29 protein-coding genes, 1 tRNA gene and 2 pseudogenes are annotated in these 25,176 nt (G+C 64.8%); 18 read left to right on the top strand and 14 right to left on the bottom strand.

What is annotated here, in order from left to right:
* Positions 1-30: 30 nt before the first annotated feature.
* Positions 31-1,482 carry a sodium/proline symporter gene (locus CNO20_RS18165; RefSeq protein ID WP_199174920.1) on the bottom strand — a complete coding sequence of 484 codons (1,452 nt, stop codon included), beginning with the start codon at positions 1,480-1,482 and terminating at the stop codon, positions 31-33.
* Positions 1,483-1,623, bottom strand: coding sequence for a hypothetical protein (locus tag CNO20_RS23495; RefSeq protein ID WP_199174921.1), 141 nt, complete (start codon positions 1,621-1,623; stop codon positions 1,483-1,485). It abuts the gene before it with no gap.
* A 187-nt stretch (positions 1,624-1,810) separates the two neighbouring features.
* Here CNO20_RS23495 and CNO20_RS18170 point away from each other — a divergent pair, with 187 nt between their 5' ends.
* A complete protein-coding gene (locus CNO20_RS18170; protein WP_101297627.1) occupies positions 1,811-2,155 on the top strand; it encodes a hypothetical protein in 345 nt (114 codons plus the stop codon).
* 450 nt (positions 2,156-2,605) lie between these two features.
* Here CNO20_RS18170 and CNO20_RS18175 read toward each other — a convergent pair.
* A tRNA-Arg gene (locus CNO20_RS18175) sits at positions 2,606-2,680 on the bottom strand.
* A gap of 100 nt (positions 2,681-2,780) precedes the next feature.
* Between CNO20_RS18175 and CNO20_RS18180 the strand changes: the two genes are divergently transcribed.
* The 3 genes from CNO20_RS18180 to CNO20_RS18190 all read left to right on the top strand — a co-directional run bounded on the left by CNO20_RS18180 (position 2,781) and on the right by CNO20_RS18190 (position 4,870).
* Positions 2,781-3,656 (top strand): geranylgeranylglycerol-phosphate geranylgeranyltransferase, encoded by an 876-nt coding sequence (locus tag CNO20_RS18180; protein ID WP_101297628.1) that lies wholly within the window; start codon positions 2,781-2,783, stop codon positions 3,654-3,656.
* Positions 3,657-3,794: 138 nt separating this feature from the next.
* Positions 3,795-4,406, top strand: coding sequence for an RAD55 family ATPase (locus tag CNO20_RS18185; protein WP_101297629.1), 612 nt, complete (start codon positions 3,795-3,797; stop codon positions 4,404-4,406).
* A gap of 41 nt (positions 4,407-4,447) precedes the next feature.
* Complete coding sequence (locus CNO20_RS18190; protein ID WP_101297630.1) at positions 4,448-4,870, top strand: CoA-binding protein; 423 nt, start codon at positions 4,448-4,450, stop codon at positions 4,868-4,870.
* A gap of 57 nt (positions 4,871-4,927) precedes the next feature.
* On the opposite strand, the gene CNO20_RS18195 is transcribed toward CNO20_RS18190, so the two are convergent.
* Complete coding sequence (locus CNO20_RS18195; protein ID WP_101297631.1) at positions 4,928-5,908, bottom strand: PLP-dependent cysteine synthase family protein; 981 nt, start codon at positions 5,906-5,908, stop codon at positions 4,928-4,930.
* A 43-nt stretch (positions 5,909-5,951) separates the two neighbouring features.
* Positions 5,952-6,347 carry a DUF5798 family protein gene (locus CNO20_RS23935; protein WP_233204248.1) on the bottom strand — a complete coding sequence of 132 codons (396 nt, stop codon included), beginning with the start codon at positions 6,345-6,347 and terminating at the stop codon, positions 5,952-5,954.
* 216 nt (positions 6,348-6,563) lie between these two features.
* Between CNO20_RS23935 and surE the strand changes: the two genes are divergently transcribed.
* The 5 genes and pseudogenes from surE to CNO20_RS23940 form a co-directional block, all read left to right on the top strand.
* Positions 6,564-7,358, top strand: coding sequence for a 5'/3'-nucleotidase SurE (gene surE, locus CNO20_RS18205; RefSeq protein WP_101297632.1), 795 nt, complete (start codon positions 6,564-6,566; stop codon positions 7,356-7,358).
* A 78-nt stretch (positions 7,359-7,436) separates the two neighbouring features.
* The gene (locus tag CNO20_RS18210; protein ID WP_101297633.1) at positions 7,437-8,444 is read left to right on the top strand and encodes a sodium:calcium antiporter; all 1,008 of its coding nucleotides are present in this window, start codon (positions 7,437-7,439) and stop codon (positions 8,442-8,444) included.
* Between the two features lie 163 nt (positions 8,445-8,607).
* Positions 8,608-9,414, top strand: a complete 807-nt coding sequence (locus CNO20_RS18215) for an AAC(3) family N-acetyltransferase (RefSeq protein ID WP_101297634.1) — start codon at positions 8,608-8,610, stop codon at positions 9,412-9,414.
* Positions 9,415-9,554: 140 nt separating this feature from the next.
* Positions 9,555-10,235 carry a carbonic anhydrase gene (locus CNO20_RS18220; protein WP_101297635.1) on the top strand — a complete coding sequence of 227 codons (681 nt, stop codon included), beginning with the start codon at positions 9,555-9,557 and terminating at the stop codon, positions 10,233-10,235.
* 47 nt (positions 10,236-10,282) lie between these two features.
* Positions 10,283-10,405: pseudogene (locus tag CNO20_RS23940) on the top strand (IS5/IS1182 family transposase); the annotation flags it as partial.
* Between the two features lie 91 nt (positions 10,406-10,496).
* On the opposite strand, the gene CNO20_RS18225 reads toward CNO20_RS23940, so the two are convergent.
* Complete coding sequence (locus CNO20_RS18225; protein ID WP_101297636.1) at positions 10,497-11,771, bottom strand: TolB-like translocation protein; 1,275 nt, start codon at positions 11,769-11,771, stop codon at positions 10,497-10,499.
* A 273-nt stretch (positions 11,772-12,044) separates the two neighbouring features.
* Between CNO20_RS18225 and CNO20_RS18230 the strand changes: the two genes are divergently transcribed.
* A complete protein-coding gene (locus tag CNO20_RS18230; RefSeq protein ID WP_101297637.1) occupies positions 12,045-13,313 on the top strand; it encodes an RNA-guided endonuclease InsQ/TnpB family protein in 1,269 nt (422 codons plus the stop codon).
* 635 nt (positions 13,314-13,948) lie between these two features.
* Here the strand turns inward: CNO20_RS18230 and CNO20_RS18235 are convergent.
* Positions 13,949-14,335 (bottom strand): winged helix-turn-helix transcriptional regulator, encoded by a 387-nt coding sequence (locus CNO20_RS18235; protein WP_233204249.1) that lies wholly within the window; start codon positions 14,333-14,335, stop codon positions 13,949-13,951.
* Positions 14,336-14,414: 79 nt separating this feature from the next.
* Between CNO20_RS18235 and CNO20_RS18240 the strand changes: the two genes are divergently transcribed.
* The 5 genes from CNO20_RS18240 to CNO20_RS18260 all read left to right on the top strand — a co-directional run bounded on the left by CNO20_RS18240 (position 14,415) and on the right by CNO20_RS18260 (position 18,160).
* Positions 14,415-14,753, top strand: coding sequence for a Zn-dependent oxidoreductase (locus tag CNO20_RS18240; protein WP_101297638.1), 339 nt, complete (start codon positions 14,415-14,417; stop codon positions 14,751-14,753).
* A gap of 146 nt (positions 14,754-14,899) precedes the next feature.
* The gene (locus CNO20_RS18245; protein ID WP_101297639.1) at positions 14,900-15,697 is read left to right on the top strand and encodes an alpha/beta fold hydrolase; all 798 of its coding nucleotides are present in this window, start codon (positions 14,900-14,902) and stop codon (positions 15,695-15,697) included.
* A 412-nt stretch (positions 15,698-16,109) separates the two neighbouring features.
* Positions 16,110-17,096 (top strand): calcium/sodium antiporter, encoded by a 987-nt coding sequence (locus CNO20_RS18250; RefSeq protein WP_101297640.1) that lies wholly within the window; start codon positions 16,110-16,112, stop codon positions 17,094-17,096.
* Positions 17,097-17,507: 411 nt separating this feature from the next.
* Complete coding sequence (locus CNO20_RS18255) at positions 17,508-17,771, top strand: antitoxin VapB family protein (protein ID WP_101297641.1); 264 nt, start codon at positions 17,508-17,510, stop codon at positions 17,769-17,771.
* Positions 17,768-18,160 (top strand): type II toxin-antitoxin system VapC family toxin, encoded by a 393-nt coding sequence (locus tag CNO20_RS18260; RefSeq protein ID WP_101297642.1) that lies wholly within the window; start codon positions 17,768-17,770, stop codon positions 18,158-18,160. The genes CNO20_RS18255 and CNO20_RS18260 overlap by 4 nt, the downstream gene beginning before the upstream one ends.
* Positions 18,161-18,526: 366 nt before the next feature.
* Here CNO20_RS18260 and CNO20_RS18265 read toward each other — a convergent pair.
* A pseudogene (locus CNO20_RS18265) lies at positions 18,527-18,911 on the bottom strand (PIN domain-containing protein).
* 9 nt (positions 18,912-18,920) lie between these two features.
* Entirely contained in the window at positions 18,921-19,151 is a 231-nt protein-coding gene (locus tag CNO20_RS18270) for a hypothetical protein (RefSeq protein WP_101297643.1), read from the bottom strand.
* Positions 19,152-19,499: 348 nt separating this feature from the next.
* On the opposite strand from CNO20_RS18270, the gene CNO20_RS18275 reads away from it, so the two are divergent.
* Positions 19,500-20,501 (top strand): arsenic resistance protein, encoded by a 1,002-nt coding sequence (locus CNO20_RS18275; protein ID WP_101297644.1) that lies wholly within the window; start codon positions 19,500-19,502, stop codon positions 20,499-20,501.
* Positions 20,502-20,539: 38 nt separating this feature from the next.
* Here the strand turns inward: CNO20_RS18275 and CNO20_RS18280 are convergent, their stop codons facing one another.
* Together CNO20_RS18280 and CNO20_RS18285 are read right to left on the bottom strand one after the other, a co-directional pair.
* Positions 20,540-20,839 (bottom strand): chorismate mutase, encoded by a 300-nt coding sequence (locus CNO20_RS18280; protein ID WP_101297645.1) that lies wholly within the window; start codon positions 20,837-20,839, stop codon positions 20,540-20,542.
* A gap of 28 nt (positions 20,840-20,867) precedes the next feature.
* Positions 20,868-21,794, bottom strand: coding sequence for a shikimate kinase (locus CNO20_RS18285; protein WP_101297646.1), 927 nt, complete (start codon positions 21,792-21,794; stop codon positions 20,868-20,870).
* Positions 21,795-22,043: 249 nt separating this feature from the next.
* Here CNO20_RS18285 and CNO20_RS18290 point away from each other — a divergent pair, with 249 nt between their 5' ends.
* Both CNO20_RS18290 and CNO20_RS18295 read left to right on the top strand, forming a co-directional pair.
* Complete coding sequence (locus tag CNO20_RS18290) at positions 22,044-22,544, top strand: DUF5796 family protein (protein ID WP_101297647.1); 501 nt, start codon at positions 22,044-22,046, stop codon at positions 22,542-22,544.
* Positions 22,541-22,774 carry a DUF7508 domain-containing protein gene (locus CNO20_RS18295; RefSeq protein ID WP_101297648.1) on the top strand — a complete coding sequence of 78 codons (234 nt, stop codon included), beginning with the start codon at positions 22,541-22,543 and terminating at the stop codon, positions 22,772-22,774. Before CNO20_RS18290 ends, CNO20_RS18295 begins: the two co-directional genes overlap by 4 nt.
* A gap of 114 nt (positions 22,775-22,888) precedes the next feature.
* Here CNO20_RS18295 and CNO20_RS18300 read toward each other — a convergent pair whose 3' ends face one another.
* The 3 genes from CNO20_RS18300 to CNO20_RS24155 form a co-directional block, all read right to left on the bottom strand.
* A complete protein-coding gene (locus tag CNO20_RS18300; protein ID WP_199174922.1) occupies positions 22,889-23,548 on the bottom strand; it encodes an arsenate reductase/protein-tyrosine-phosphatase family protein in 660 nt (219 codons plus the stop codon).
* A 2-nt stretch (positions 23,549-23,550) separates the two neighbouring features.
* The gene (locus CNO20_RS18305) at positions 23,551-24,699 is read right to left on the bottom strand and encodes a carboxylate--amine ligase (RefSeq protein WP_101297649.1); all 1,149 of its coding nucleotides are present in this window, start codon (positions 24,697-24,699) and stop codon (positions 23,551-23,553) included.
* A 234-nt stretch (positions 24,700-24,933) separates the two neighbouring features.
* Complete coding sequence (locus CNO20_RS24155) at positions 24,934-25,068, bottom strand: DUF7128 family protein (RefSeq protein ID WP_269844157.1); 135 nt, start codon at positions 25,066-25,068, stop codon at positions 24,934-24,936.
* Positions 25,069-25,176 lie beyond the last annotated feature (108 nt).

Consider the following 25,176-nt stretch of genomic DNA (forward strand, 5'->3'; position numbering starts at 1 on the left):
GGGACGCGAGGAGCGCCGGCGAACCGCCGTTCAGCGCTCGGCGGCCGCGACGTTCCTGTTCGCGCCCGCGTCGGCGTCGACGGTGGCGAGGCTCACCCCGACGATCGCGGCCAGCGTCACCGGCCAGACGAGGATCGGGAAGTAGTCGGGCAGGAGGTAGAGGTTGCCGATCGAACTCGCCAGCCCGACCGCCGCGCCGGCGAACACGCCCGCGCCGGTCGTCCGGTCCCAGAACAGGACGAAGAGCAGCGGCAATCCGAGCGAGACGCCGAGCCCGACGTAGGCGAACTCGATGATCTCGAAGATCGTCCCGGGGCGGATCCACGCCAGCAAAATGCCGAACCCGGCGGCGATCACGACGACGGCCCGTCCGACGAGGATCAGCGTCCGCTCGTCGGCGTCCGGGTTCACGTGCGCCTCGTAAAAGCGCGTGACGTCCGAGGAGGTGACGAGCAGCATCGAGTCCGAGGTCGAGAGGACGGCGCTGACGATCGCCGCGAGCAGCACGCCGGCGACGACGGGCGGGAACAGGTCGACGATGGCCACCATCGCGACGTTCTCCGGGTTGCCCACGGTGCCGTAGAGGACGCGACCCGAGATGCCGATGAAGAGCGGCACGGTCAGCCGGAGCGCCTGGAAGGACACCGCGATCACCGACGCCCGGCTGACGAGCCGCTCCGAGCGGATCGCCTGAAACCGCATCAGCGAGTGCGGTTGGCCGATCGTCCCCATCGCGAAGGTGATCCACACGAGCGCGAAAACGCCCAGCTCCGTCCCGCCGAGGCCGGCGTCCATCCGCAGCAGCGTCGGCTCGATGGCGTTCGCCTGCGCGACGAATGCCGCCCACCCGCCGACCTCCGCGATCGCGAGAATCGGCAGCGCGACCACCCCGACGAAGATGAGGATGCCCTGGAAGAAGTCGGTCCACACCGACGCGTTGAAACCGCCGAGGACGGTGTACAGCGCGACCGCGGCCCCGCCGGCGACGATCGCGAGCGAGTAGTCGATCCCGAACCCGGTGTCTATCGCCTCGCCGACCGCGATGACCTGCGCGCCCACGTAGGAGACCATGAACACGACGACCGCGAGCGTCGCGACGATCCGAATGGCGGGTCCGAGCGGTTCGTCCTCGAACACCCGCGAAACGTGGTCCGTGACCGTGACGCTGTCGACGGCCTCGGACTCGCGGCGCAGCGGCGAGGCGACGTACCGGTACATCAGGAGCACGACCACGACCATCGTCAGCGAGAACCACAGCCCGCTCAGCCCGAGGGTGAACCCGACGCCGACCCACGCGAAGAACGTCCACCCGCTGGCGACCGACGACACGTCCGACACCGCGATCGGCCACGTTCCCACGTCCCGCCCCGCCAGCAGGTAGTCCGACAGCCGCTTCGTCTCCGTCGTGAAAAAGAAGTACGCGCCGATCGCGATCAGGACGAGCAGATACAGTCCGAAGGTGAGCTGCAAGCCGAGGGACATCTATCGCCGCCCCCACAGCGAGACGTATCCGCCGGCCCGCTTTTCGTCGATGCGGTAGAGGAGGTACGCCAGGATCGGCGTCGAGACGATCAGCGCGAGGGCGACGAACGTCCCGAACGGTAAGCCTGTTCCGAGTGTCATACCGGAAAGAACGTTCGGAACGCGGCATAAATCCTGCTCGTCACTTCGTCGATCTTTCAGGGGAGCCTACACCACCCGAATGATTTACGGCGGTGATCGGCGATGCTACGGTAGGGCCGAGACAGTCGGCGACGCGCGGTCCCCCCGATTGAACGGCCGGAAACAGCACCGTTTCCGTGACAGGGCCATGAAACGGAGTACGCAAAACACAGAGACGAACCGCGGAGGAACGGAACCGGAAGGCGATCTCCCCTCCGAATCAGCCGTCCCGGGCTACGGTGACGAGGACGTCCTGGCCGATCTGGAAGAGCGCGTCACCGACGTTCTGGCTCGGGAATTTCGTCCGCCGGCCCGTCGAGCGCTGAACCGCTGGACCGTCCTGAGCGTGAGCGGGCTGGTGAGCGTGCTCGGCTCGTACTACCATCTCGCGGTTTTTTCGATGCTCTCGACGAGCGGCTGGGCGAGTTTGGCGTTCGGACTGCTCACGTTCTGCGGCCTGTCCTCGCTCCGGCCGGCCATCTTCGATCGCTGAAAGGCGATTCGGGCTGGCTCTCAGTCGGACCGGGATCGTCCAGGCGTCACGGCGCAAGAAGACGGCCAGCACGGGTATATGACGACGTTCGCCGATCCGAGACGACATCCTTCACCAGGCACGCCGCTGTCGATTACACCTGATCCGCAGCTCGAAACAGTCCTGCCGAACCTCGGCTGCGAGACGGACGGTACTGACGTCGCGGAGCAAGACGGTACCGCGAACATCGGGCGGCCGGTTTAACGGCCGCCAGAGGCGACGAACTCCCTCATTCCAATCGAGGGGTTCGCGTCGATCCCATCTCGTTCGCTTCGTGGTTGGGCGGCCAGTGATGCAGAAATGTGAACCCCCGAGAGACGGTCGCCTCGCTTCGCTCGGCGCTGCGACTCTCGTGGTTCAAATCCTTTGCGAGTACATCTCCCGCTCCTCACTTCGTTCGTCGCAGGAAGATGGGCGCTACAGGATTTGAACCCGTGACAACTTGGTCCGAAGCCAAGCACTCTGTCCAGACTGAGCTAAGCGCCCGTACTCTACCCTTGCGCGGCACTCGGTTTTAAATCACGTGGTTTCGATCGCGGGCGCTCGCTTCGCGTCATTTATACCGGCCCGCCGGGCAGGAATCCGTATGTCCCTCACCGACCGCGCCCGCGGGCTGCTCGAACTCACCCGCCCGGGGAACGCCGTCGCGGCCGGCGTGCTCACGTTCACGGGCGCGTACGTCGGTGACGACATCTTCGGCGCGCTCTGGCCGGTCGCGCTGGCGGTCGCCGCGACCGCGTTCGCCACCGGCGCCGGGAACGCCGTCAACGACTACTTCGACCGCGAGATCGACCGCATCAACCGGCCGGATCGCCCGATCCCCCGCGGCGCGGTGTCCCCCCGCGGGGCGCTCCTGTTCAGCGCGGCGCTCTTTCTCGCCGCGACCGCCTGCGCGGTCCAGCTCCCGGCGGCGGCCATCGCCATCGCGGTCGTGAACCTCGCGGCGCTCGTCGCCTACACGAAGCTGTTCAAGGGGCTCCCCGGGATCGGGAACGCCGTCGTGGCGTACCTCACCGGCTCCGCGTTCCTCTTCGGCGACGCCGCGGTCCCGACGAACGACGGGGGCGGGCCGTTCTCGTCCGCCACGCTCGTGCTGTTCGCCCTCGCGGCGGTCGCGACGCTCACCCGCGAGATCGTAAAGGACGTGGAGGACGTGGCGGGCGACCGCGAGGAGGGGCTCAGGACCCTCCCCATCGCCATCGGCGAGCGCCCGGCGCTCTGGCTCGGCGTGGTCGCGATGGTCCTCGCCGCGGCGGCGAGCGTCCTCCCGTACCTCCGCGGGACGTTCGGCCCCGTCTACCTGGCGCTCGTCGTGCCCGCGGACGCCGTCATGGTCGGCGCGGCGCTGCGGTCCTTCCGCGACCCGACCGGGAGCCAGCGGCGGCTGAAGCACGGCATGTTTCTCGCGGCGGGCGCTTTCATCGCGGGGCGAACCGCCGCCATCCTGGGATTCGGCGCGTGAGCGGTTGCACCGGGTGAGATAATCAAAAAGAATATTACCGGTTCAGCGTATCTTCCCACCAGTTGATGACTTCCGGTGAGACGGAGCGTCACACGGACGGACGCGCAGAGCCTTTCGCTCCGGTGACGAGGCGCCCGTATGTATGATCTCGGCCCACCCTTCGACGCTTCGGTCGAACCGGGAACGAACGTTCTGGTGTCCGGACCGCCGCTGACCGGAAAGCGGGCGCTGGCGCTCGACATCCTCGCCGAGGGAACCAGGCGAAACGAGGGTGCGATCGTCGTGACGACGAAGGACAACGCGAGCAGGGTGCTCGACGACTACGCCGAGCGGATCGCGTACGCCGGCAAGCCCGTCGCGGTGGTGGACTGCGTCACGCGCCAGCAGGGGATCGGCGACGTCCGCGACGAAGAGCGCGTCAAGTACACGTCGTCCCCCGTCGACATGACGGGAATCGGAATCAAGCTCTCGGAGTTCCTCCAGACGTTCTACCGCGAGCGACGCGTCGAGCGGAACCGGATCATGGTCCACTCGCTCTCGACGCTTCTCATGTACTCGAACGTCCAGACCGTGTTCCGGTTCCTCCACGTGTTCACCGGCCGCGTCCAGAGCGTCGACGGCCTGGGGCTGTTCTGCATCGACTCGACGGCCCACGACGACCGGACGATGAACACGCTCAAGCAGCTGTTCGACGGGATCGTCGAAACGGAGGAGGGCTCGCGCCCGGCGCTTCGGCTCGCGCGCGACTGAACCGCCGAACGCTTTTAGCCGACGGCGACCTCCGGTAGAACATGCCAGTCACCACCGACGACGGGCTGCGGGAGCTGCTGGAACTCGATACCGTCGCGGTCGTCGGCTGCTCGTCGACGCCCGGGAAGGCCGCCCACGAGATACCCGCGTACCTCCAGCGACACGGGTACGACGTCATCCCCGTCAACCCGTACGCCGACGAGATCCTGGGTCGGGAGGCCTACGACTCGCTCGCCGACGTCGAAGAGGAGATCGACCTCGTGGACGTGTTCCGGCCGAGCGAGGAGGTCCCCGGCGTCGTCGATCAGGTCATCGAGCGCAAGGAGGAACGAGGTGACGTGCGGGCGATCTGGCTGCAGCTCGGCATCGAACACGACGGGGCCGCCGCCCGCGCCGAGGAGGCCGGCCTCCGGATCGTGCAGGACCGCTGCATGAAGGTCGAACACGGCCGCCTCGTCCGCTGACGGGACCCGGCGCAGACCGGAACCGGCACGACCCCGCGGCCGAACCGCCACGCTCCGCTACCCCTCCCACTCGTCGAACGACCCGTAGATCCCCTTCGAGAGGTAGCGCTCGCTGGAATCGGGGAAGACCGTCACGACGGTGTCGTGGGGGGCGTCGATCGCCCCGTCGCGGATCCGCCGGGCGACCTCGCGCGCGGCGACGCTGTTCGCCGCGGCGCTGGAGGCGACGAGCTGTCCCTCCTCGCGGGCGAGCCGCTGGACTTCGGCGTGCGTCCGCCGGTCCGACACCTGGACGACTTCGTCCACGAGGTCGGGCTCGAACAGCTCGTTCGTCGCCGGGTCGTGGGTGCCGATCCCCTCCGTCTTGTACTCCTCCTCCTCGACGTCGCGACCGAGGACCGTGGCGTACAGGGACCCCTCCGGCTCGACGGCGACGACGTGCGTGTCGGGGTGCCGCTCGCGCCCGTAGCGCGCCACGCCCATGAGCGTCCCCGCCGTGCCGCAGCCGGCGACGACGGCGCCGACCTCGCCGTCGAGGGCCTCGTACACCTCGGGACCCGTCGTCGCGTAGTGCGCCTCGGTGTTCAGGGGGTTGGAGAACTGCTGCGGGACGACGGCGTCGTCGAGCTCCTCGGCGAGTTCGTGCGCGCGGTCTATCGCCCCGCCCATCCCGTCTTCGGTCGGGGTGTTTATCACCTCCGCGCCGAGGGCGCGCATGAGCTGCTGCTTTTCGACGCTGAAGCGCTCGGGGACGACGAACACCGCGTCGAGTCCGAGCCGGCCGGCCGCCACGGCGATGCCGATGCCCGTGTTGCCGGCGGTCGGCTCGATCACCGTCCCGCCCGGTCGCAGCGTCCCCGCTTCGAGCATCCGTTCGAGCATGTACTTCCCAATGCGGTCCTTGACGCTCGCGCCCGGGTTGAACGACTCCAGCTTGGCGTAGACGGGGACTTCCTCCGGCGCGGCGTGAACCGCCACGAGTGGCGTCCTCCCGATCGTGTCCAGCACCGACGACAGCGGCTCCCGGTGGGTCGTCATCGTGCTGGCAAAAGTTGCCCCGGCCCGTTAAGTTTGTTATCCGCTACTCGTCGGCGGTCGTCGGCGCGTCCGTACCCTCCGAGCCGGTCGTCGCGCCGTCGGGGTCCGATTCGTCCGTCCCGGCGGTCGATCCACCCGTTCCGGCGGTCGTCGCGTCCGCGTCCGTCGCCGTCGCGTCCCCCGCTGTCCGCTCCGCCTCCTCGATGTGCGCCTTCGCCTTCACGGCGTCGAGGTCGACGCCCTGTTCCTCCGCGATCGCTTCGAGGATGGCGCGCTGTTCGGCGACTTCGGCTTCGAGGCTCCCGACGCGCTCTCGCGTGTCCGCGACCGTCCGCTGGGTCTCCTTGACCTGCTCGCGGACCTCGTTCAGGCGCTTGTACACGTCCTCGGCCATGTCCGTCACCTTCTGGAGCGTTCTGGCGGTGTTTCCGAGTCCCATATCCCCGCATTCGTCGCCTCCCTTGTGTGCGTTCCGCTTGCCCGTCGACGTCCACCCTCCCTCCGAGAGGCGCGCCAGAGAACTCGCGAGTGGAACGTACGGGTCTTCGAATCGCCGGTCCTTCCAACCGCCGAGACGGGTGAGACCGGAGAGATTGGAGGGAACGGAGAGAGCGGAGAGCGGAGCGCTTTTGCGCGTGCCCCCGGAGTGGGGGACATGGGCAAGCCCCGGATCCTGCTGACGAACGACGACGGCATCGGGAGCGTCGGGTTCCGCGCGCTCTACGACGGGCTCTCGGCGGTCGCGGACGTGACGGCCGTCGCGCCGGCCACAGACCAGAGCGCGGTCGGCCGGGCGCTGTCCCGCGAGGTGACCGTCTCCGATCACGAACTCGGCTACGTCCTCGACGGCACGCCGGCCGACTGCACGGTCGTCGGACTGGAGACGCTCTGCTCGGACGTCGATCTCGTCGTCGCCGGTTGCAACAAGGGGGCGAACCTCGGGGCGTACGTCCTCGGCCGGTCGGGGACGATCAGCGCGGCGGTGGAGGCGACGTTCTTCGGCGTCCCCGCGATCGCGGTCTCGCTGTACGTCCCCGGCGGCGACGTCTCGTGGACCGAAGCCGCGACCGACACCGAGGACTACCGGGAGGCGACGGACGCGACGGCGTACCTCGTCGAACACGCACTCGGCGCGGGGGTCTTCGAGGAGGCCGAGTACCTGAACGTCAACGCGCCGATGCCGAACGAGACCCCCGCGAGGATGGCCATCACGCGCCCCTCGACGCTGTACGACATGACCGCCACGCGCGAGTCGGACGGCGTCCGACTGCGGGACCGCGTGTGGGATCGGATGCGCGAGGGCGACCTGCCGGACCCGGACGGCACTGACCGCCGGGCGGTCGTCGACGGGAACGTGAGCGTCTCGCCGCTGACCGCGCCGCACACGACGAAACACCACGACTCGCTGGACAGGCTCGCCGAGTCGTACCGGTCGGAGTCGAGGGAATAACGCCGAACCGCCCGCACCACCGGGCGCGCCGCTGCGAATGAGATACGCCTTTTACCGTGTACTGATACCCTCCTCACCGTGAACGGACTCCTCGCCTATCTCGTTCTGGTGATCGCCGCGACCGCCGTCATCTGGAAGGGCAGCGAGCTCCTCGAACGGTCCGCCGAGCGCCTCAGCAAGTACTACGGCTTACCGGTCGCGGTCCACGGAGCCGTCGTCGTCGCGGTCGGATCGAGCTTCCCCGAACTCAGCTCCGTCGTCATCAGCACGCTCCTCCACGGCGAGTTCTCCCTCGGGGTCGGAGCCATCGTCGGGAGCGCCATCTTCAACCTGCTCGTCATCCCGGCGCTCTCTGCGCTCTCCAGCGAGGAGCTCGAAGCGACCCGCGACATCGTCCACAAGGACGCCCAGTTCTACATCATCAGCGTTCTGGTCCTGTTCATCACGTTCTCCCTCGGCGCGACCTACGTGCCCGGCGGGACGAACACGGCGGCGATCCTCACCCCGGCGCTCGTCCTCATTCCGCTCGCCACGTACGGCATCTACGTCTTTCTGCAGTACCAGGACACCCGCGACCACGTGACCGCCGAAGCCGTCGACGTGGATCCGCGCCGCGAGTGGGGAACGCTCGCCGTCTCCCTCGTCGTCATCGCCGTCGGCGTCGAGGGGGTCGTCCGCGCCGCCCTCGGCTTCGGCGAGCTGTTCGGCACGCCGAGCTTCCTGTGGGGGCTGACCGTCATCGCCGCCGCGACGAGCCTGCCCGACGCGTTCATCAGCGTCCGCGCGGCCAAGAACGACGCGAGCGTCACGAGCCTCACGAACGTCCTCGGGAGCAACACGTTCAACCTCCTGGTCGCGATCCCCGTCGGCGTCCTCCTCGCGGGATCCGCCACCGTCAACTTCCTCACGGCCATCCCGATGATGGGCTTTCTCGCGTTCGCGACGCTCGTGTTCGTCGTCTTCACCCGCACCCACCTGGAGCTCACCGACCGCGAAGCGTACGCGCTCCTCGGGCTGTACGCGGCGTTCCTCGCCTGGATGACGCTCGAAACGGTCGGCGTCATCGACACCGTGCGGGGCGTCTGACGGGTCCCGGGTCCCCCGCGTCAGCCCCGATCGAACGGGCCTCACTCCCGGCCGCGGGTGTCACTCGCGATCGAGCGGGCGCTACTCTCGTTCGCGCACGTCCCGCTTTCGCTCGGGTAGTGAGGATGTGAAGACTGAACTTCCGAGTCGGCGACGGTCACTTATGGGCGAAAAAGAGGCCATCGAACGGGTGGCCGACCCGGCGACCGTCTCGTCGCTCGCGGCCGATCTCCGCGATCTCGGGGTTCGGGAGGGCGACGCGCTCCTGGTCCACTCCTCGCTGAGCGCGCTCGGGTGGGTCTGCGGCGGCGCGCAGGCGGTCGTCGACGCGCTGCGGGAGGCCGTGACCGATTCAGGGACGCTCGTGATGCCGACCCACACCGGGCAGTACACCGATCCGGCGGGCTGGTCGAACCCGCCCGTCCCCGAGGCGTGGGTCGACGTGATCCGGGACGCGATGCCGCCGTTCCGCCCGGACGTCACGCCGACGCGGGGGATGGGCGCGATTCCGGAGTGCTTCCGGAACTACCCCGACGTCGTTCGAAGCGAACACCCGGAGGTCTCGTTCGCCGCGTGGGGGGCGGACGCCCAATCGATCGCGACCGGTCACGGGTTCGACTACGGACTCGGAGAGAACTCGCCGCTCGCGCGCGTCTACGAGCGCAACGGCGACGTTCTCCTCCTCGGCGTCGGGCACGACAGCAACACGTCCCTCCACCTCGCCGAGTATCGGGCCGACGTTCCGAAAGAGACGGCCGAGTGCGGCGCGCCGGTTCTCGAAGGCGGGCGACGCCGCCGCGTCGAGTACGAGGACATCGAGACGAGCACGGACGACTTCCCCGACCTCGGGGCCGAGTTCGAGCGGCGAATCGGGCTCGCGGAGGGCCGCGTCGGCGACGCGGACGCCAAGCTGGCGAGCCAGCGGGCGCTCGTCGACTTCGCGGTCGAGTGGTTCGAGGCGAACCGCTGAGAGACCGGTGCGCGGTTTACGGGGTCGCGGCGGACGGTCAGCGGGACGGAAAGCGAGCCCCTCCATCCCGTCGTCCGGAGAAATCCGCCCGAATCGCGGAAACACCAAGACGTATGTCGGAGCCTCGTTTCTGCACCGGTATGCATCGGGCATTCGTGGAGCTACTCCGGAGCAACGCGAACCACGCGAGCGAGTTCGAATCCCGGTTCGACGACGTGCAGGACGCCCAGCACCCGGACGTCGTCACCGTCTGTTGCTCGGATTCCCGCGTCCTCCAGGACCACATCTGGGTGAACGACGAACCCGGACGCGTCTTCACGTGCGGCAACATCGGGAACCGCGTCGTGCAGCGGACCGACGCCGGCGAGGCGGTCTCCGGAGACGTGCTCTACCCGGTCGAACACACCGGGACGGACACCGTCGTCGTCGTGGGACACACGGGTTGCGGTGCCGTCACGGCGACGTACGACGATCTGACGCGCGGAATTTCGGAACCGGCCGGGATCGAGCACTGCCTCGGGCTGTTGAAACCCCGCCTCGAAGCGGGCGTCGACTCGCTCCCCTCGGACGTGAGCCGAGCGGAGGCCGTGAACCGGCTCGTCGAGTACAACGTCGATCGGCAGGTCGAGTTCCTCGTTGAGAGCGACGACATCCCCGACGACGTCGAGGTCGTCGGCGTCGTCTACGACTTCCAGGACGTGTACTCCGGGCGTCGGGGGGAAGTCCACGTCATCAACGTCGACGGGGAAACGGACGTCGAGACGCTGCGAGACGAACACCCGGAAATCGACTCGCGGATCGAGCGGCTCTGGGAGTACTGACCCCGGAAGCGCCCTCCCTTCCGGAGGTCTGCCATCGACGGAATATGAACAGGACAGTCAACGTGGCGATCAAACGGAAATTCGGTGCGGTCGTGCGGTCGTGCCGCTGGTGGAAGCAGTTCCGCGAACACGTCCTCAAGTGCGTCGTTCACAACCTGGAACGAAGCCTCCTCTCTCACACGAAGACTACCAATGTCAGTGGTCTGAGATTCTCGGGCTGCTGGATGCAGAGTGGTGTATTCAGCAGCGACTCGTCTCAGTTCATCCCGCGCCCGAATCGACGAACTCCCCCAGGTCGGCGACGAAGACCTGGCGCCCACCGTTCGGACAGGCGTTAACCGTGACAAAGCGGTGCTCGGGGTCCCAGACGGGATGGGGATCGACGCGGAGTTCGTCGTGCGGCCCCGTAAACGGGGGGTCGGTGCGGATCCTGAGGGCAGTCCGTTCCGTCTGTGCCGCCACGTCGACGAGTCGTAGCGGGATCGTCCCGTCGCCTTCGGCGACGTCTTCGTGCTGATAGGCGTCGGTGACAAACGTGTGGCCGTCGGCGTGGGGGGCTGGATGGCCGCCGCCAACGATTGTATCGCTGAGCACCTCGTAGCCGCCGCCGTCAGGGTCGACCGACACGAGTCGCATCGGGCCGTCCTCCTCGAGCCGCAGGTTCATCGTGATGCGCTCGCCGTCCGGCCGCCAGCAGATGTGATGGCCGCCGCGGTTCCAGGCCTCGACCGGGAGACAGAGCCGGACGTTCGACCCATCGGCGTCGAGTGTGACCAGATGCGGGACCCAACGCCAGTAGCCACCCTCGTCGGGCCAGTAGCGGAAGTTCAACATCAACTGGTCGCCGGCGGGATTCCACATCACATGGAAGACGTAGTAGGTACCGGGACCGAACGCCGAGCCGTCGAGGTCGAGCGCCTCGACGATGTCCGCGACGGATGCGACGAGTTCGCACTCTCCGGTTTCCGTGTCGGTTACGTAGACGCCGTCGTCGTCGTCGGCTTCCTCGTAGCGGGACAACGCGTCGTCAGGGACGACGACCCCGTAGCCGTCCTGTGTCACGCGCGTCCCCAACAGGTTGGGACTGGCCGCCTTCGACCCGTCGGCAGTCACGTCGTAAATCGTCCCTTCGAGCCGAGTTTGGTCACCCGTGGTAGGGTCCAGTTTCACGCCGTACGGTGTCCAGGTGTCCGTGTTCATGTCATTGAAAAACAGCTGCGCGTCCGATTCGCCCCACTGGAGGTGGGCGCCCATCTGAGTATCCCAGCCCGTAGTCTTCGCAACCGTCTCGCGCTCGCCGGTCAGGAGGTCCACGACGGAGATTTCCGCGATTTCGCCCGGGTTAGGGAGCCGGTCCTCGCAGGGTAGTTTCGTGACCGCCAGGTATCGTCCCGAGGGACTGATCGGCGAGGTCTCGAAGAAGCGGTGGATGTAGCCCGTCTCGTCGGGCGTGACACACCAGGTCGGGACCGCCGGGTCGAACTCACGGTAACGGGGAAAGTGTTTGTCGAGGGTCTCTCGGTCAGGTGTCGGCATACCCGGGGTATGAAGACACGGGCTAAAATGGTTGCATTCTTGCGGCAATCCGGATCCTGCGAATCTGCTCGCAGTCCGAGCCCCAGAAATACCGCCTCCCGGAACGCCACCGACAGTTTATGGAAGTTACAAGGCTAAAACCCCGCCCTTCAGGGCGGGGATACAGCCGACAATTTCTACACAACCCGCCGTCGCTGTCACTGTCGGATATTCCACGTCTCAGTCGTTACTTTTAATACAGTAATTCCAATAAGTGCTTATGAATACTGTTCGATGCTGGAAACAACCCGTACATATCGAGCGAAAATCGTCAACCACTCTCAAGTGAGTGACGATCTCGATGACTGCGGGCACTCGGCATCCAAACTGTGGAACGTCGCTCGCTACCACATCCAACAAGAATGGGATGATACTGGCGAGATTCCGTCTGAGGCCGACCTCAAGCGCGAATTAAAAGACCACGAACGATACAGTGACCTGCATTCTCAGTCAAGTCAGCGTGTTCTCGAAGAACTCGCTGAGTCGTTCACCGGCTGGTTCAAAAAGCGCAAGAACGGCGACACAGACGCCAATCCACCCGGCTACCGCAAGCGAGGCGACAACCACCCACGCTCCACCGTGACGTGGAAGCAGAACGGCATCAAGCACGATTCCAAGCACAACCAACTCCGTCTGAGCAAAGGCTTCAACCTGAAGAACCACCGCTCAGACTTCATCCTCGTAGAGTACGAGACTCGACCGGACGTGACCGTGGGGAACATCCAGCAGGTGCGAGCCGTGTGGAACGGCGACCGCTGGGAACTGCACCTCGTCTGCAAGGTCGAGATTCCTGTTGAGGACGCTCCCGGCGACAACACCGCGGGTATCGACCTTGGCATCAGCAACTACCTCGCTATCGCCTACGACGATGGGGACGCTGAGTTGTATCCGGGGAACGTTCTCAAGCAGGACAAGCACTACTTCACCCGCGACGAGTACGACACTGAGGGCAAAAACGGCCCCTCTCGTCGTGCGCTTCGTGCCCGACAGAAGTTGTCTCGGCGGAAAGACCACTTCCTGCACGCTCTCGCTAAGCACGTCGTAGAGCGGTGCATCGACCATAAGGTCGGTCGCATCGCCATCGGTGACTTGGGCGATATTCGTGAGGATGAGAACGGTGACTCGCGGAGCTGGGGCAAGCGTGGGAACAAGAAACTCCACGGCTGGGAGTTCGACCGTTTCACGACCTTGCTCGAATACAAAGCCGAAGAACACGGTATCCTCGTTGACCGCACAAGCGAGCGAGATACAAGCAAGACGTGTTCGTGCTGTGGTCGAAAGCGTGACGCGAATCGTGTGGAGCGTGGCTTGTACGTCTGTGAGTCATGCGGTGTGACGATGAACGCGGACGTGAATGGAGCGGTGAACATTCGCAGAAAGATAACTCAGAATCCTCCAACAGGGGATATGAGTAACGGTCGTTTGGCACGGCCAGTAGCCTACCTGTTCAATCAAACCTCGGGGCGTTTCGCACCGAGCGAACAGGTGGGTTGCGAACCTTAATATCCCAACGCTCGGGAATCCTCGCCCTTTAGGGCGGGGAGGATGTCAACTGCCCCCTGTACCGAGCGATTCCTCAGACTGTTTCCGGTGACCCCCTGGGAACCGATACGCGCTCTGTATTCAGCAGATATCTCGACACCTATCACTGACCGAGGGTTTCAACAAGGCCGCGGGAATGGTTCTCCTCACGCGGCTGGTTTCTGCGTGGCTTCTTCCGGACGCCCGAGCCTCGATTTCGGCGAGCGCGTGACGTGTTCCCACGGCGGGATGGGCGCTCTTTACTCATCTCGAAGATCGATCCCCGACGACGAACGTTGCGTTCGCCCGCGTTGACACCGCTGGTTTGCGGAGCGTGAGCGGGCCGAGCGGGAAACGGACGGACGCGGGAAGCGGGTCCCGACGTCAGTACCCGGACCTCTCGATGGGTTACGCCCGACGCTGTCGAAGGCGCGGGTTACGTCGTGACGACGCGTTGCTCGGTTGATCAGCACCGCTCGGACGGCTGGAGCGCCAGGGTGCCGTCTGGGAACTCAAAACGTCCGATTCCGGTACCGACGGAACGAGCGCACTAATCGCGTCACAGCGGTGTTCGGCGACCGGGAAGACGCCGCTGAGCGCCGCATTGCCGATCCCACCTACGTCCCGTCCTCTCCCGGAACCCGCCCCGCCTCCTGTTCTTCAGCCCATTCGAGGATGGGATCTAATCGCTGACACAACTGTTCTCCGGACGCGGTGAGGTCGTACTCGACCCGCGGTGGGATCTCCGCGTACTGCTCCCGAGAGAGGTACCCGGCCTCGACGAGTTCATCGAGGCGAGTTGACAGCGTCGAACTGCTCACCCCGCCGAAGGCGTCCTCTATCTCGCTGTATCTAGCTGGTCCGATCGCCCCCACGACGCAGATCACCTGCATCGCGTACCGGCGACTGAGGATGTCCATCACCCCACCTAACGGACAGTAGCAGACGATCTCGCGGTTCTGCGAATTCGGGGCGTCAGTTGACGTGTCGGGTGTTTCTCCCATAGCTTTCGTTCACCGCACTTCGTTCGATACTTCGGACTTGACAGTATAAACAGTCCCGTATTCAAAGTAACAGCGTCCCATGAGTCGGAACGATACGTCACGAGATGTCGCGTGCACGCTGACTGAAGAACAGGAACGAGAGCGGAGCGAGGAGGTCCGCTCTCGTCTCATCGCCAACTACGTCGGATTCGAGGAGTCCGGAGACGGCTTGAGAATTCGGTTCGACGGAACTGACGAGTCGCTCCTGGCGGTCGCTCGATTCGCGTCTTCCGAGTTGAAGTGCTGTGCGTTCGCCGAGTACGGGATCACGGTATCGCCGCCGTACGAGGAGACGGTTCTGACGATCGCCGGCCCCGAAGGGACGCGGCAGACGTTCCGCGGCGGTCTAGTCGACCGGCTGGAGGCGGGAGCCCCGTAGACGCCATCTCGTGCGGAAACGCGGTTTCGATTACGGAAAGTCACCGACCTCGATTCCGAACCGACGGACGACATTTCCCTTTAGCTTCGGGGTCGTATGCGGAAGGGTAACATGGTTCGCCGGCGTAGTCTTCGGGTCGAAGAATAATGGAGACAATCACTTCAGCGGACGGGACTCCCATCGCGTTCGAACGGACGGGGAGCGGACCGCCGCTCGTACTCGTGCACGGAAGCGCCGGTGATCACACGCGGTGGGAACTGTCGGAAGTCCGTTCCGCCTTCGCGGAACACTTCACGGTCTACGCGGTCGATCGCCGTGGCCGCGGAGAGAGCGGTGACGCCGCCGAGTACGAACTGGAACGGGAGTTCGAGGACGTGGCTGCGGTCGTCGGTTCGATCGACGACCCAGTGGTCCTGCTCGGCCACTCCTACGGCGCCCTCTGCTGCCTGGAGGCGGCCCTGCGAACCGATAATCTGCGCAAACTCGTCCTGTACGAACCGCCGCTTCCGGTCGGCGACCACGAACTCTACTCCGAGGACGTGCTCGCCGAACTGGCGGCCCTCTTGGACGACGGTGAGAACGAGCGGGCGCTCGTTCTGTTCCTGCGCGAGGTCGCCGAGATCCCGCCGGCGGAAATCGACGTGCTTCGCTCGGCACCGAACTGGCCGGACCGCGTGGCCGCGGCCCGCACACTGCCCCGCGAGACGCGGGCGCCCGCCGAGTACGAGTTCGATGCTGCTCGGTTCGCGGATCTGGTCACACCGACCCTGCTGTTGTCCGGTGGCGAGAGCCCGAAGTGGTTCAGGGAGGCGACAGACGCGGTTAACGACGCGCTCCCGAACAGTCGGATCACTATCTTGGACGGTCAACAACACGTCGCGATGAACACCGCGCCGGACCTCTTCATCGACGAAGTACTCACGTTCGTCCGTGAGGCGAACTGACGGATCAACAATCGGTCGCCCACCAGTTCATACACTCGTTTTGAGACGAGCGGCCTCGACTGGCTGGTTTAGCGCAGTCTTTCTCAAACGAAGGGATCCCTCGAGAGATATTGTTTCTCACCACTCGCGTGTCCGTGATGACCCTCTGTAACACAACTCAGTGGAATAGAACCATTCTGGAGGAGTCATACCATCTAAAACAAGCGCCAGAGGCGATTTCACGAGCCCACATTTAAATGAGCGGTGGCCACCGGTGGTGACCCTCGTCGAAATTCTCCGTCGGTGAGGTATCACGCGGTGACACTGAATACACGGCGTATATGGAGTAGCCTTCTTCCATCGCTGTTGTGGAAGACCGAGAGTGAAAACTGGGCGCCCAACATTGATTGACCGACCCGCAGAAAACCGTACGATGGTTCAAGGCAGCCCGATTGTTCAAATTGGTGTAATTCTTCTCTCAATACTGGGATTGTGGATTGGCGCACGGCTTCTGGTCGACGCAGTTGTGCGGCTGGCTCAACGGTTCGGACTCTCAGACCTTACTATCGGACTGACGATCGTCGCGATGGGAACGTCAACACCTGAACTGGCGGTTTCGGTCGACGCTGCGCTCAAGATGTCGGGTGATATCGCGGTCGCTAACGTCCTCGGTTCGAACATCTACAATCTGGCGTTTATTTTGGGCATAATCTCCCTATTGAAGGTAATCCCGATTGCAGAATCACTCGTTCGTCGTGATGGCATCGCTCTACTGGCAAGTACTCTCATCGGCGGAATCGCGATTTTCGATCTTCGGGTTACGAGACTCGAAGGCGTACTCTTGGCAGGAGTGTTCGTCGCCTATACGGCCTATCTACTCCGCGCCAACCAGTCTAATTCGACGGTAGCCACCAATCAGTCACTCGGTGGACGAGGAATAACTCGCCCAGTGACCGAACGGGTGGCTTTCCGCGGGCGCGATGTCGGACTCCTCCTGGGCGGATTAGCGTTGGTACTGGTGAGTGGCGACTACATGGTACTGGCCGCTTCGGAGTTAGCCCGCAGCGTCGGCATTTCCGAGTGGATCATTGGCGGGACGATCGTCGCAGCAGGCACTTCGACGCCGGAATTCGCCGTCTCGCTGGTGGCGATCCAGCGGAGGAGCCTCGGTGTCTCGGTCGGTAACATCATCGGCAGCAACATCTACAATATCACGGGAATCCTTGGCGTTGCGGCGGTCGTTCGTCCACTCCTAGTGAGTGGCCTGGCACTGGAGACATTGGCATGGTTGGCCGGAATCTCTCTGCTGATGGTCGCTGCCCTCTGGACGGAACGAGTACTTTCTCGTTTGGAAGGCGCCTTATTTGCTACCTCTGAACTTATTCGGTGGATTCTGGGTATACTTGGACTGGTCGGGTAGCCCATTTACACCCGTGGCGCATTGAGCGGGTAGCGGTTCCCGCTCGTAAACGGACCCGCGACCCCGGACGGCTATGAAACCGTGTCATCTGTACCGACCGAGGAACGAAAGCGCAACTGCCGGAAGAAGAGCTCGCTACCCGACCAGCAACGAAGGCTCTGAAACAGCCGAAGTCGGCCCCCGACTCTCCGCTGTCCCACCTTGTTTAACTAGGTGAAATTCGCCATATGAAACTGCGCACTTTACCGCTTCTTTTGTTCCGTCGAGAACGTCAGCGTTACATCGTGTCGGCTGATTCGATGAATTCGCCGGTTGTGAACGCTGGAACGGAGCTCTGTTCGTCGAAGTGGGAATGGCGTTCCATCATCCGAACGAAGGTTTTTAACTGTACACACACAAGTGTGTATTGACATGGCGACCAAGACCATCTCGCTCGACGAGGAAGCGTACGAGCGATTGAAAGCTCGAAAACGGGAAGGAGAGAGCTTCAGCGAGGTCGTCAAACGGCTCGCCGGAGAGCGGTCGTGGAAGGAGGTTGCCGGGATCCTCGACGAAGAAGAAGCGGACTCCCTCGAAGCCGCTATCGAGGAGGGCCGCTCTCGGTCTCGAAAGCGGAGCGACCGACTCGCAGGCGAGTTCGACGAGGCCGTTGGGAGCGACGAGAACGCGGAATGATTCAGGACACGTCGTTCATCATCGACCTCCTGCGAGGTAACGAGGACGCCGAGATGCTCCTCAATACTATAGAGAAGGAATCACGCCCGCAGAAGGTGTCTTCCGTAACGGTACTCGAACTCTACGAGGGTGTCGCTCGTTCAGGAACGCCGAGTGAGAAGCAAGAACGGATTCTCGGCGTACTGGAGAGCAAATTCGTCGTCGCCGCCGACAACGCCGTGATGCGGAAAGCGGGGAAACTTTCGGGTGAGCTGATCACCCGTGGAGAACAGATCGAGCGGGAGGACTGCATTATCGCCGCTACCGCTCTCCTGAACGACGAAGCAGTCGTCACGAGGAACACCAAGCATTTCGAACGCATCGAAAACCTCGAAGTGCGGTCGTACTAGTCAGGGGGAGGCGAACCGACGCTTACTCGATGCGCTTGCGTGCGCCTCGTTGATTTCCGTCTTCCGCAGCTCATCGATCCCGAAAGTTCGCCGAATCTTATCGAGAATGCCATCTCTATTCTCTGAGGAGCGGCTAGAAGGTCTGCGTAGCGCGTCTTCTCAGAGGAAGTATCGGAGCCAGCTGGAGGTTCCAATGCCCGTCCTTGGGCGGCGTCTCTCGGTTCTTCGTCGAGAATCGCTGAACTCCTCCGATACTCCCTGTCAGTTACCTGCTCTCCCGGAACTTCACCTCGTTCAACTCGGAGAAATCCACCACGTTGGACGGCGCAATTTACCGCTCTTTCATTCGCTTCGAGAGGTGTCTATTCACCTCGTGTCGAACGACTCAACCACCCCACTAGTCGTGAACATCGGCACGAGGTCTTGCTCATCGAAACCAGAATCGTCGCTCCACACACCTGCGTCACGAGCGAGCGCGCAGGCCACGTACAGCACGTCGTTGGGGTCGGTATCGCCTATCGCTTCATCCGCTTCCTTGATGTACGGGTAGAACTCGCTAGCTGGTACTGTCTCGATGTACTGGAACAAAAGGTCCATGAACTGATGGACTCTTTCCGCATCCATCCCCGATTTCGTCGTGGACGACTTCGGGCGTCATTAAGTCGAGTTCGAGCGTGACGATGAGTTCCCGGGTTTTCGAATCAGCGATGAGTGCGGAGATGACGACGTTCGCATCGACGACCAACTTCATCCGTCAGAACTACTCCGACTCCTCTTCGATGCGTTTCAGTGCGCTCTCGTTGATTTTGGCGGCGATTTCGTCCACGTCGGCTTCGGAGAGTTCGCTATCGGCGGTCAGTTCGTCCATCAGTTCGAGCTTCTCGATTTTGTCTCGGATGGCCTGCCGAGTGACCTCGCTCCAGTTGATTTCCGGGTGCTTCTCCATCCGCTCTTTGAGCGCATCGTCTACGTTGACTGTGATGGTTGGCACAGAAGAACTGTGGAAGCACAGAATACTGTGTCTTCCGGTGGGCGGAAACTACGGGATAGAACGAATCTGTTACGGCCTCAATCCGTGGGCAATAGAGAGGTCTGCGGATGGCAGTTCGAGGCCACCGGGAGGAAAAATATTTTTTACTGAACTTGAATCGAAAGAATATTTTAAAGGCTAAAGGGGCGTCATACGGTCTGTATCGACAGATTACGGCTACCGCTTGCCCCTTTGCTCGACCTTGTTCAGGTCTCGGACTGACGTTACAGATTCCGTCTCCTTTGCCGCTTTCTCCCCGACACAGAGGAACGACGATCGTTTACCACCGACCCACGAATAGGTCGGTAGATGAACTCGAAGAGATGGCTTCAACGGCATCAAGTCGTCGTCTACGCAATCTTTGTTCTCCTCGCCGTCGGCGTCGGAATCGGTCGTCCGGACTCGGCCACCTTCTTCGAGCGACTCATCGACCCGGTGCTGGCCGTCCTGCTCTACGTCACCTTCCTCGAAATCCCGTTCGTTCGGCTCCGTCGCGCGTTTCGGAACGGACGGTTCATCGCAGCGGCACTGGGGATTAACTTCCTCGTCGTCCCCGTCGTCGTCTGGGGACTCACACGATTCCTGCCCCGACGACCGGTCATCCTCGTGGGTGCGTTCATGGTTCTCCTGACGCCGTGCATCGACTACGTAATCACCTTCGCCGAACTCGCAGGCGGCGACTCCGAGCAGATTACTGCGACCACCCCCGCCCTGATGCTCGTCCAACTGCTGTTGCTCCCGGTGTTCCTGTGGCTGTTCATGGGTTCGGAGGTCGCGGAGGTTATCGAGCCGGGACCGTTCGTCGAGGCGTTCCTGATAATCATCGCGCTTCCCCTGACGCTCGCGTGGCTTACCGAAATATGGGCAGAACGGTCGTCAAAGGGTGAAGCGTGGCAGGAGACGATGGGATGGTTACCTGTGCCGATGATGGGTGCGACGTTGTTCGTCGTCATCGCGTCGCAACTCCCACGGGTACAGAACTCGATCGAGCAGATCGCCGTCGTCGTTCCAGTGTACGTCGCCTTCCTCGTCATTATGCCGATACTCGGGCGACTCGCGGCGGAAGTCTTACGGATGAGTACCGGTGAAAGCAGGGCACTCGTCTTCACATCAGTCACTCGTAATTCGCTGGTCGTCCTGCCGCTCGCACTTGCGCTTCCGGCAGACTACCGACTGGCACCTGCCGTCGTCGTGACACAGACGCTCGTCGAACTGGTTGGGATGGTTACCCTCGCACGGGTCGTCCCGGCGTGGCTCGTCCCGGAGTCGCCGAAGCGAATCTCGCTTTCCGACCTAGTGACTCGAGAGTAATGTCTCGGTCGAAACTGTTTTTATGGCCGAATTGAGTTTTAATCCCGATTTGAACGCTGGTGTACTTTGTTCAGTTCGATCAACAGCCGAAAGATCGCCTTCACGAGGTTGGCGTCGACCTCGAACCGCTCGGCGTTCTCCCCCGCCCGTTCCATCACGCGCTCCTCCTGCGATTCGTCCGTCGTCGGGAGGTCGCGCTCGACTTTCACCCGCGCGATGGTGTCCGCGACGTACGTCCGTCTGGCGATGAGTTCGACGATGTCCCGGTCGATCTCTTCGATCTCCTCGCGCAGTTCGTCGAGCGTCATGCCCTCGGGTATCGGTCGGTCCTCGCTCATGGGTTGTGCGTCTCCTGATTCGCGTCGTTCATAGCGTTCTTGCCCCGTCGTTTCGGGTCGTCGTCAACCACGTCTGCCCCGGTCGCTCGTCCCAGCGTTCGCGGACCCGCGCCAGATCCGACCGCTCGCCGACGGCGACGACGCTCGGGCCGGTCCCGGACAGCGAGACGCCGTCGGCGTGGGGCATCGCCTCCACCGCCGGGTCCGTCGGGTACCCGAGCGCGGCCGAGAAGGCGAGGCCGTTCACGGTCATCGCCTCGCCGTAGCGCCCGTCGAGGGCGAGTTCGGCGACGAGGCGGGCCATCGGCGCGACCAGCTCGCACCGGCTCGCGTCGGCGTCGGCGCTGAACGCCCGCTCCGGCGGGGTCCAGACGAGCGCGTCCCACTCGACCGCCTCCCGGCTGAGTAGCGCGTCCTCCGCGTTGTCCGTGACCGTGACGCCGCCCAGCATGCTCGCGCTGGCGTCGTCGAACGCGCCCGTCACGGCGACGCCGGTCTCCCTTGCGGCCCGGACGCCGAGTCGGCACGCGTCCTCGCGGGTGATCCCGGCCGTCTCGCCGTCGTCGGCCGCGCGACCGGCGTCGTTCGCGTCCGACGCCTCGTCTGCATCGGACGCGTCGGCGACCGGAACGCCCAGCGCGTCGAGGGTCGCGAGCACCGTCGCGTTCGCCGCGGCGCTCGAACTCTTGAGCCCCGAGGCCATCGGCACGTCGCTCTCGGTCCGAACGCGTCCGCCCTCGCCGTCGCCGTACCGCTCGGTGACGAGCGAGACGCACCGCTCGATCAGCCGGGTGTCCGCGTCCGGCGCGCCGTCGATCTCGCCGGTCACGTCGCCGCCCGGCGTCAGCTCGACCGTCGCCCGCGTCTCCGCGTCGATGGCGAAGGCGGACCCGACGCCGGTCGCCAGGGCGTTCAGCACGGTGCCCGCCCCGAGGGCGGCGGCGCGGCCGTTCATACCTGGTGAGGAACGACGAGCCGTTTAGGTGTAGCGATCGCCGCCGATTTCGCTCGATTCCGGGGCTGATCGACGCGCCGGGATCGGTAGGCGCGCTGTCCTGGTCGACGCGCTGGAGGGTGGCCGAGGGCGACCGATGCCGATCGCCGTTGATCGCCGTCGACCGCCGCCGACCTGCCGATCGCGGCCGCACCCGCCGAACGCCCGCGAGACGCGACCCTTTTCCCGCCGCCGGGGGTAGGTGCGACCATGAGCGCGCGCAACGACGTGGCGCCGAGCACGCTCGGCGTCGAACTCCTCGAGTACGGCGTGCAGGTGGAGTACCTCGACGGGCGGCGGACGGTGTACCGCGGCGTCCCCGAGAAGGTGAACGGCACCCTCACGACCAGACCGGGCAAGGAGACGCACGTCCTCGTCACCGACCCGACCGAGACGGAGGGCGTGATGGTGTACGTGAACGACCTCAAGACCCACGACGAGATCCTGGAGGACACCGGCGTGGGCCGGATCATCCTGCGACAGGGCGAAGCGGAGGAACTGTTCCCCGGGGTGACCGTCCGCCGCGTCGGCGGCGAGCGGAACGAGGTCGAAGCCGACCCCGAGGTGGCTCGGGGCCGCGTGTTCGTCTTCGTCGAGGACGACTGGGGCGAGGAGAGCTTCGAGTTCGTGAGCGGGGGCGGCCCGGGCGAGAGCGGAGCGGTGTCCGAGGGCGGCGACGCGAACGAGGGCGACGACGCGGACCGCAGATGAGCCTCCGCAAGCGGTGGCGCGATCTCGACGGGGCGACGGTCCGGCGCGCGCCGGACCGATACGGCGTGTACGAACTCGGCGACGAGGAGGGGACGGTCGTCGACCTCGGCGTCGGCGTCCTGCGGGACGAACTGAAGGACGCGCTGGCGTACGGAACGGCCGCGAAGGTCCGGTGGGAGGAGGCCGCCTCGAAGGAACACGCCGAACGGATCGCGGACGAACACCGGTGAGCGATCGTTCGACGCCCCCGTCGCGTCGCAGGCCGAGCCGGCAGACCGATGCCCGCCCGAGACGACCGGGGTTCCGCCGATCGAGCTGGACCGGTCGAGTTCACGCCGAACGGCTCACGCCGACTGATCCTCTACGGGGCTCGGCTCCCGCGTCGGCAGCGCGTCGATAACCTCGTCGACCGCCTCCGTGACGATCTCGTAGGCCGTCCGGTACCGCTCGACGTCGGTGCTCGGATACGGATCCTCGATCTCGAACGCGTCGACGACGGCGGGGGCCAGGAAGTACGCCTTGTCCGCCGCCGACTCGAAGTCGCGTTCGAGCCGCCGGTAGTTCTTCACGTCCATGAGGAACACGACGTCGCTCCGACGGAGCTGTGCGGCCGTCACCCGCCTCGAAGCGTGGTCGGAGAGGTCGACCCCGTACGACCGGGCGGCTTCGACCGCAGGCTCAGGGCTCGGTCGACCCTCCTCCCTGACGAATCCGGCTGACTCGACCGACACGTCGGCCCTGCCGGCCTCGGCCAGCCGCGCTCTCGCGTACCGTTCGGCCATCGGACTCCGGCAGATGTTCCCGAGACAGAGAAACAGGAGCGTGGCGTCCGGCGGGAGGTCCCCGAGCGCCTCGGTCCCGCGGAGCGGCCGCGCGTCGGGGTCGAGGCGAAATCTCGCGCGGAGCAGTTCCCGGCGCAGCCGCTCCCCGGCGAGACGGGCGTACCGTTCGCCCCGCTCCGACGCGTTCCGAAGCGCCGTCGGGATCCGAGTTGCGACCCGCACGATCACTTCACCCGCCGATCGACGAACTGGTAGCCCGTCCGCGCCAGGAAGCCGACCGCGGGGCCGGGATCGGAGGCGGAGAGGATGTCGAAGCTCCGCGGTCCGGGGGCCGGTTCGAGGATCTCCCGGACGGCGACGCCGGGATCGGGGCGGTTGAGCACGTGCGCGAGTTCGCCGAACGCGCGGCGGGCCTGAACGCCCTTGCGGTACGAGAGCGTCCGGTCGCAGTCGCCGTCGACCGCGAGCTGGTACAGGAGGTACGGAAACTCCACGCCGGCGGCGACGGAGAGCGCGAGGCTCCCCCAGAACCGGGGGTTGATCTCCATGAGCTTCGGCACGCCCGAGTCGGCGTCCCGTCGGAACTCGACCATCGCGACGCCCTGCCACCCGATCTCCGACAGGAGCGCGTCGGCGTACTCGACGAGTTCCGGGTCCTCGTACGTCTCGCGGAGGGTGCTCGGTCCGCCCTCGGGCGGGTTCGAGCGGAGCCGACGCTGGACGGTGATGCCCGCGAGCTCCGAGGACCAGTCGTAGATCGTGTACACCCCCGCCTCGCCGCCGTTCGGGACGAACTCCTGGACGAGGAGCGGTCCGAACTGCTCGCGCGTCCGCTCGAAGGTCGATTCGAGTTTCTCGGCGGTTTCGCAGACGGAGACCCCCGACCGCCCCGCGGCGCGCTGGGGCTTTACGACCACGGGGTAGTCGAGTTCCGCCTCGACCTCGTCGAGATCGAGTTCGTCGCGGGCGAGCGTCCGCGGGACGGGGACGCCGGCCTCCCGGGCGGCGTCGATGGTGCGAGCCTTGTCGAACCCGACGTCGAGGATCCCCTTCGGGGGATACGGAACCTCGACGTCGGGTTCGAACCGATCGCGGTGCTCGACGACGGTCGGAACCGTCACGTCGGTCATCGGAACGACGGCGTCGTAGTCGCGGGCGCGCAGCTCCGCCTCGACGGCGTCGAGAAACCCCGACTCGTCGGTCCGAGGATCGGGGTACCGCAGGCGTCGGGCCGCGTACCTGGACAGGCCGCCCGGGTTGACGTGCCTGTCGGAGGCCGCGGTGACCCGCAGGCCGTGCCGGCCGAGATTCCTGACCGCGACGATCCCCTGTCTCCGTTCCGTCTCGAGCACCAGGACGCGCTGCGACGTCAACGGGCACCTCCGCGCGACGATTCGCACGAGGGCGACCGCTCGCCGCTGCCGTCGGCGTTTCTCTCGGACGACCGCGATCGACGTACCACGAACGCACACATGGATCGGGGTACCCGGTTCGCCTACCTTGTTAATCAGCCGTTATCACCGAGTACGGACACGCTACCGACGGGAGGCGTTCGGGCGCGCTCCCCGGTGGAGGCACCCCGCCGACCCCGTGAAGCCGGCAGCGCCCTACTGCAGGTACGAGGGCGAATCCGTATCGCAGTTCGCCTCGTGCTGTTTCGCGTCTTCGCGGTCGTCGAACAGCAGGCCGCACTTTTCGCACTCGTACCACGTCATCTCGTCCCGACGCGTCGTGGTGACCATAGTTCGAAGTGTGTTGCCGCGGGATAAATCGGTTACTCCGAACGCGACCGCCCCGCGCTTCGCGTGATTCTTGACGGCGACCCGCGCTCGCGGACGCCCGAAGGAAGC

The organism is Halegenticoccus soli, from assembly GCF_002844195.1.
GTDB classification, from domain to species: Archaea; Halobacteriota; Halobacteria; order Halobacteriales; family Haloferacaceae; genus Halegenticoccus; species Halegenticoccus soli.

Excerpts from the sequence above, each read along its gene's own strand:
- CNO20_RS18165 (WP_199174920.1), bottom strand. The coding sequence starts at position 1,482 with ATGTCCCTCGGCTTGCAGCTCACCTTCGGACTGTATCTGCTCGTCCTG.
- CNO20_RS23495 (WP_199174921.1), bottom strand. The coding sequence starts at position 1,623 with ATGACACTCGGAACAGGCTTACCGTTCGGGACGTTCGTCGCCCTCGCG.
- CNO20_RS18170 (WP_101297627.1), top strand. The coding sequence starts at position 1,811 with ATGAAACGGAGTACGCAAAACACAGAGACGAACCGCGGAGGAACGGAA.
- CNO20_RS18180 (WP_101297628.1), top strand. The coding sequence starts at position 2,781 with ATGTCCCTCACCGACCGCGCCCGCGGGCTGCTCGAACTCACCCGCCCG.
- CNO20_RS18185 (WP_101297629.1), top strand. The coding sequence starts at position 3,795 with ATGTATGATCTCGGCCCACCCTTCGACGCTTCGGTCGAACCGGGAACG.
- CNO20_RS18190 (WP_101297630.1), top strand. The coding sequence starts at position 4,448 with ATGCCAGTCACCACCGACGACGGGCTGCGGGAGCTGCTGGAACTCGAT.
- CNO20_RS18195 (WP_101297631.1), bottom strand. The coding sequence starts at position 5,908 with ATGACGACCCACCGGGAGCCGCTGTCGTCGGTGCTGGACACGATCGGG.
- CNO20_RS23935 (WP_233204248.1), bottom strand. The coding sequence starts at position 6,347 with ATGGGACTCGGAAACACCGCCAGAACGCTCCAGAAGGTGACGGACATG.
- surE (WP_101297632.1), top strand. The coding sequence starts at position 6,564 with ATGGGCAAGCCCCGGATCCTGCTGACGAACGACGACGGCATCGGGAGC.
- CNO20_RS18215 (WP_101297634.1), top strand. The coding sequence starts at position 8,608 with ATGGGCGAAAAAGAGGCCATCGAACGGGTGGCCGACCCGGCGACCGTC.
- CNO20_RS18220 (WP_101297635.1), top strand. The coding sequence starts at position 9,555 with ATGCATCGGGCATTCGTGGAGCTACTCCGGAGCAACGCGAACCACGCG.
- CNO20_RS18225 (WP_101297636.1), bottom strand. The coding sequence starts at position 11,771 with ATGCCGACACCTGACCGAGAGACCCTCGACAAACACTTTCCCCGTTAC.
- CNO20_RS18230 (WP_101297637.1), top strand. The coding sequence starts at position 12,045 with ATGCTGGAAACAACCCGTACATATCGAGCGAAAATCGTCAACCACTCT.
- CNO20_RS18235 (WP_233204249.1), bottom strand. The coding sequence starts at position 14,335 with ATGGGAGAAACACCCGACACGTCAACTGACGCCCCGAATTCGCAGAAC.
- CNO20_RS18240 (WP_101297638.1), top strand. The coding sequence starts at position 14,415 with ATGAGTCGGAACGATACGTCACGAGATGTCGCGTGCACGCTGACTGAA.
- CNO20_RS18245 (WP_101297639.1), top strand. The coding sequence starts at position 14,900 with ATGGAGACAATCACTTCAGCGGACGGGACTCCCATCGCGTTCGAACGG.
- CNO20_RS18250 (WP_101297640.1), top strand. The coding sequence starts at position 16,110 with ATGGTTCAAGGCAGCCCGATTGTTCAAATTGGTGTAATTCTTCTCTCA.
- CNO20_RS18255 (WP_101297641.1), top strand. The coding sequence starts at position 17,508 with ATGGCGACCAAGACCATCTCGCTCGACGAGGAAGCGTACGAGCGATTG.
- CNO20_RS18260 (WP_101297642.1), top strand. The coding sequence starts at position 17,768 with ATGATTCAGGACACGTCGTTCATCATCGACCTCCTGCGAGGTAACGAG.
- CNO20_RS18275 (WP_101297644.1), top strand. The coding sequence starts at position 19,500 with ATGAACTCGAAGAGATGGCTTCAACGGCATCAAGTCGTCGTCTACGCA.
- CNO20_RS18280 (WP_101297645.1), bottom strand. The coding sequence starts at position 20,839 with ATGAGCGAGGACCGACCGATACCCGAGGGCATGACGCTCGACGAACTG.
- CNO20_RS18285 (WP_101297646.1), bottom strand. The coding sequence starts at position 21,794 with ATGAACGGCCGCGCCGCCGCCCTCGGGGCGGGCACCGTGCTGAACGCC.
- CNO20_RS18290 (WP_101297647.1), top strand. The coding sequence starts at position 22,044 with ATGAGCGCGCGCAACGACGTGGCGCCGAGCACGCTCGGCGTCGAACTC.
- CNO20_RS18295 (WP_101297648.1), top strand. The coding sequence starts at position 22,541 with ATGAGCCTCCGCAAGCGGTGGCGCGATCTCGACGGGGCGACGGTCCGG.
- CNO20_RS24155 (WP_269844157.1), bottom strand. The coding sequence starts at position 25,068 with ATGGTCACCACGACGCGTCGGGACGAGATGACGTGGTACGAGTGCGAA.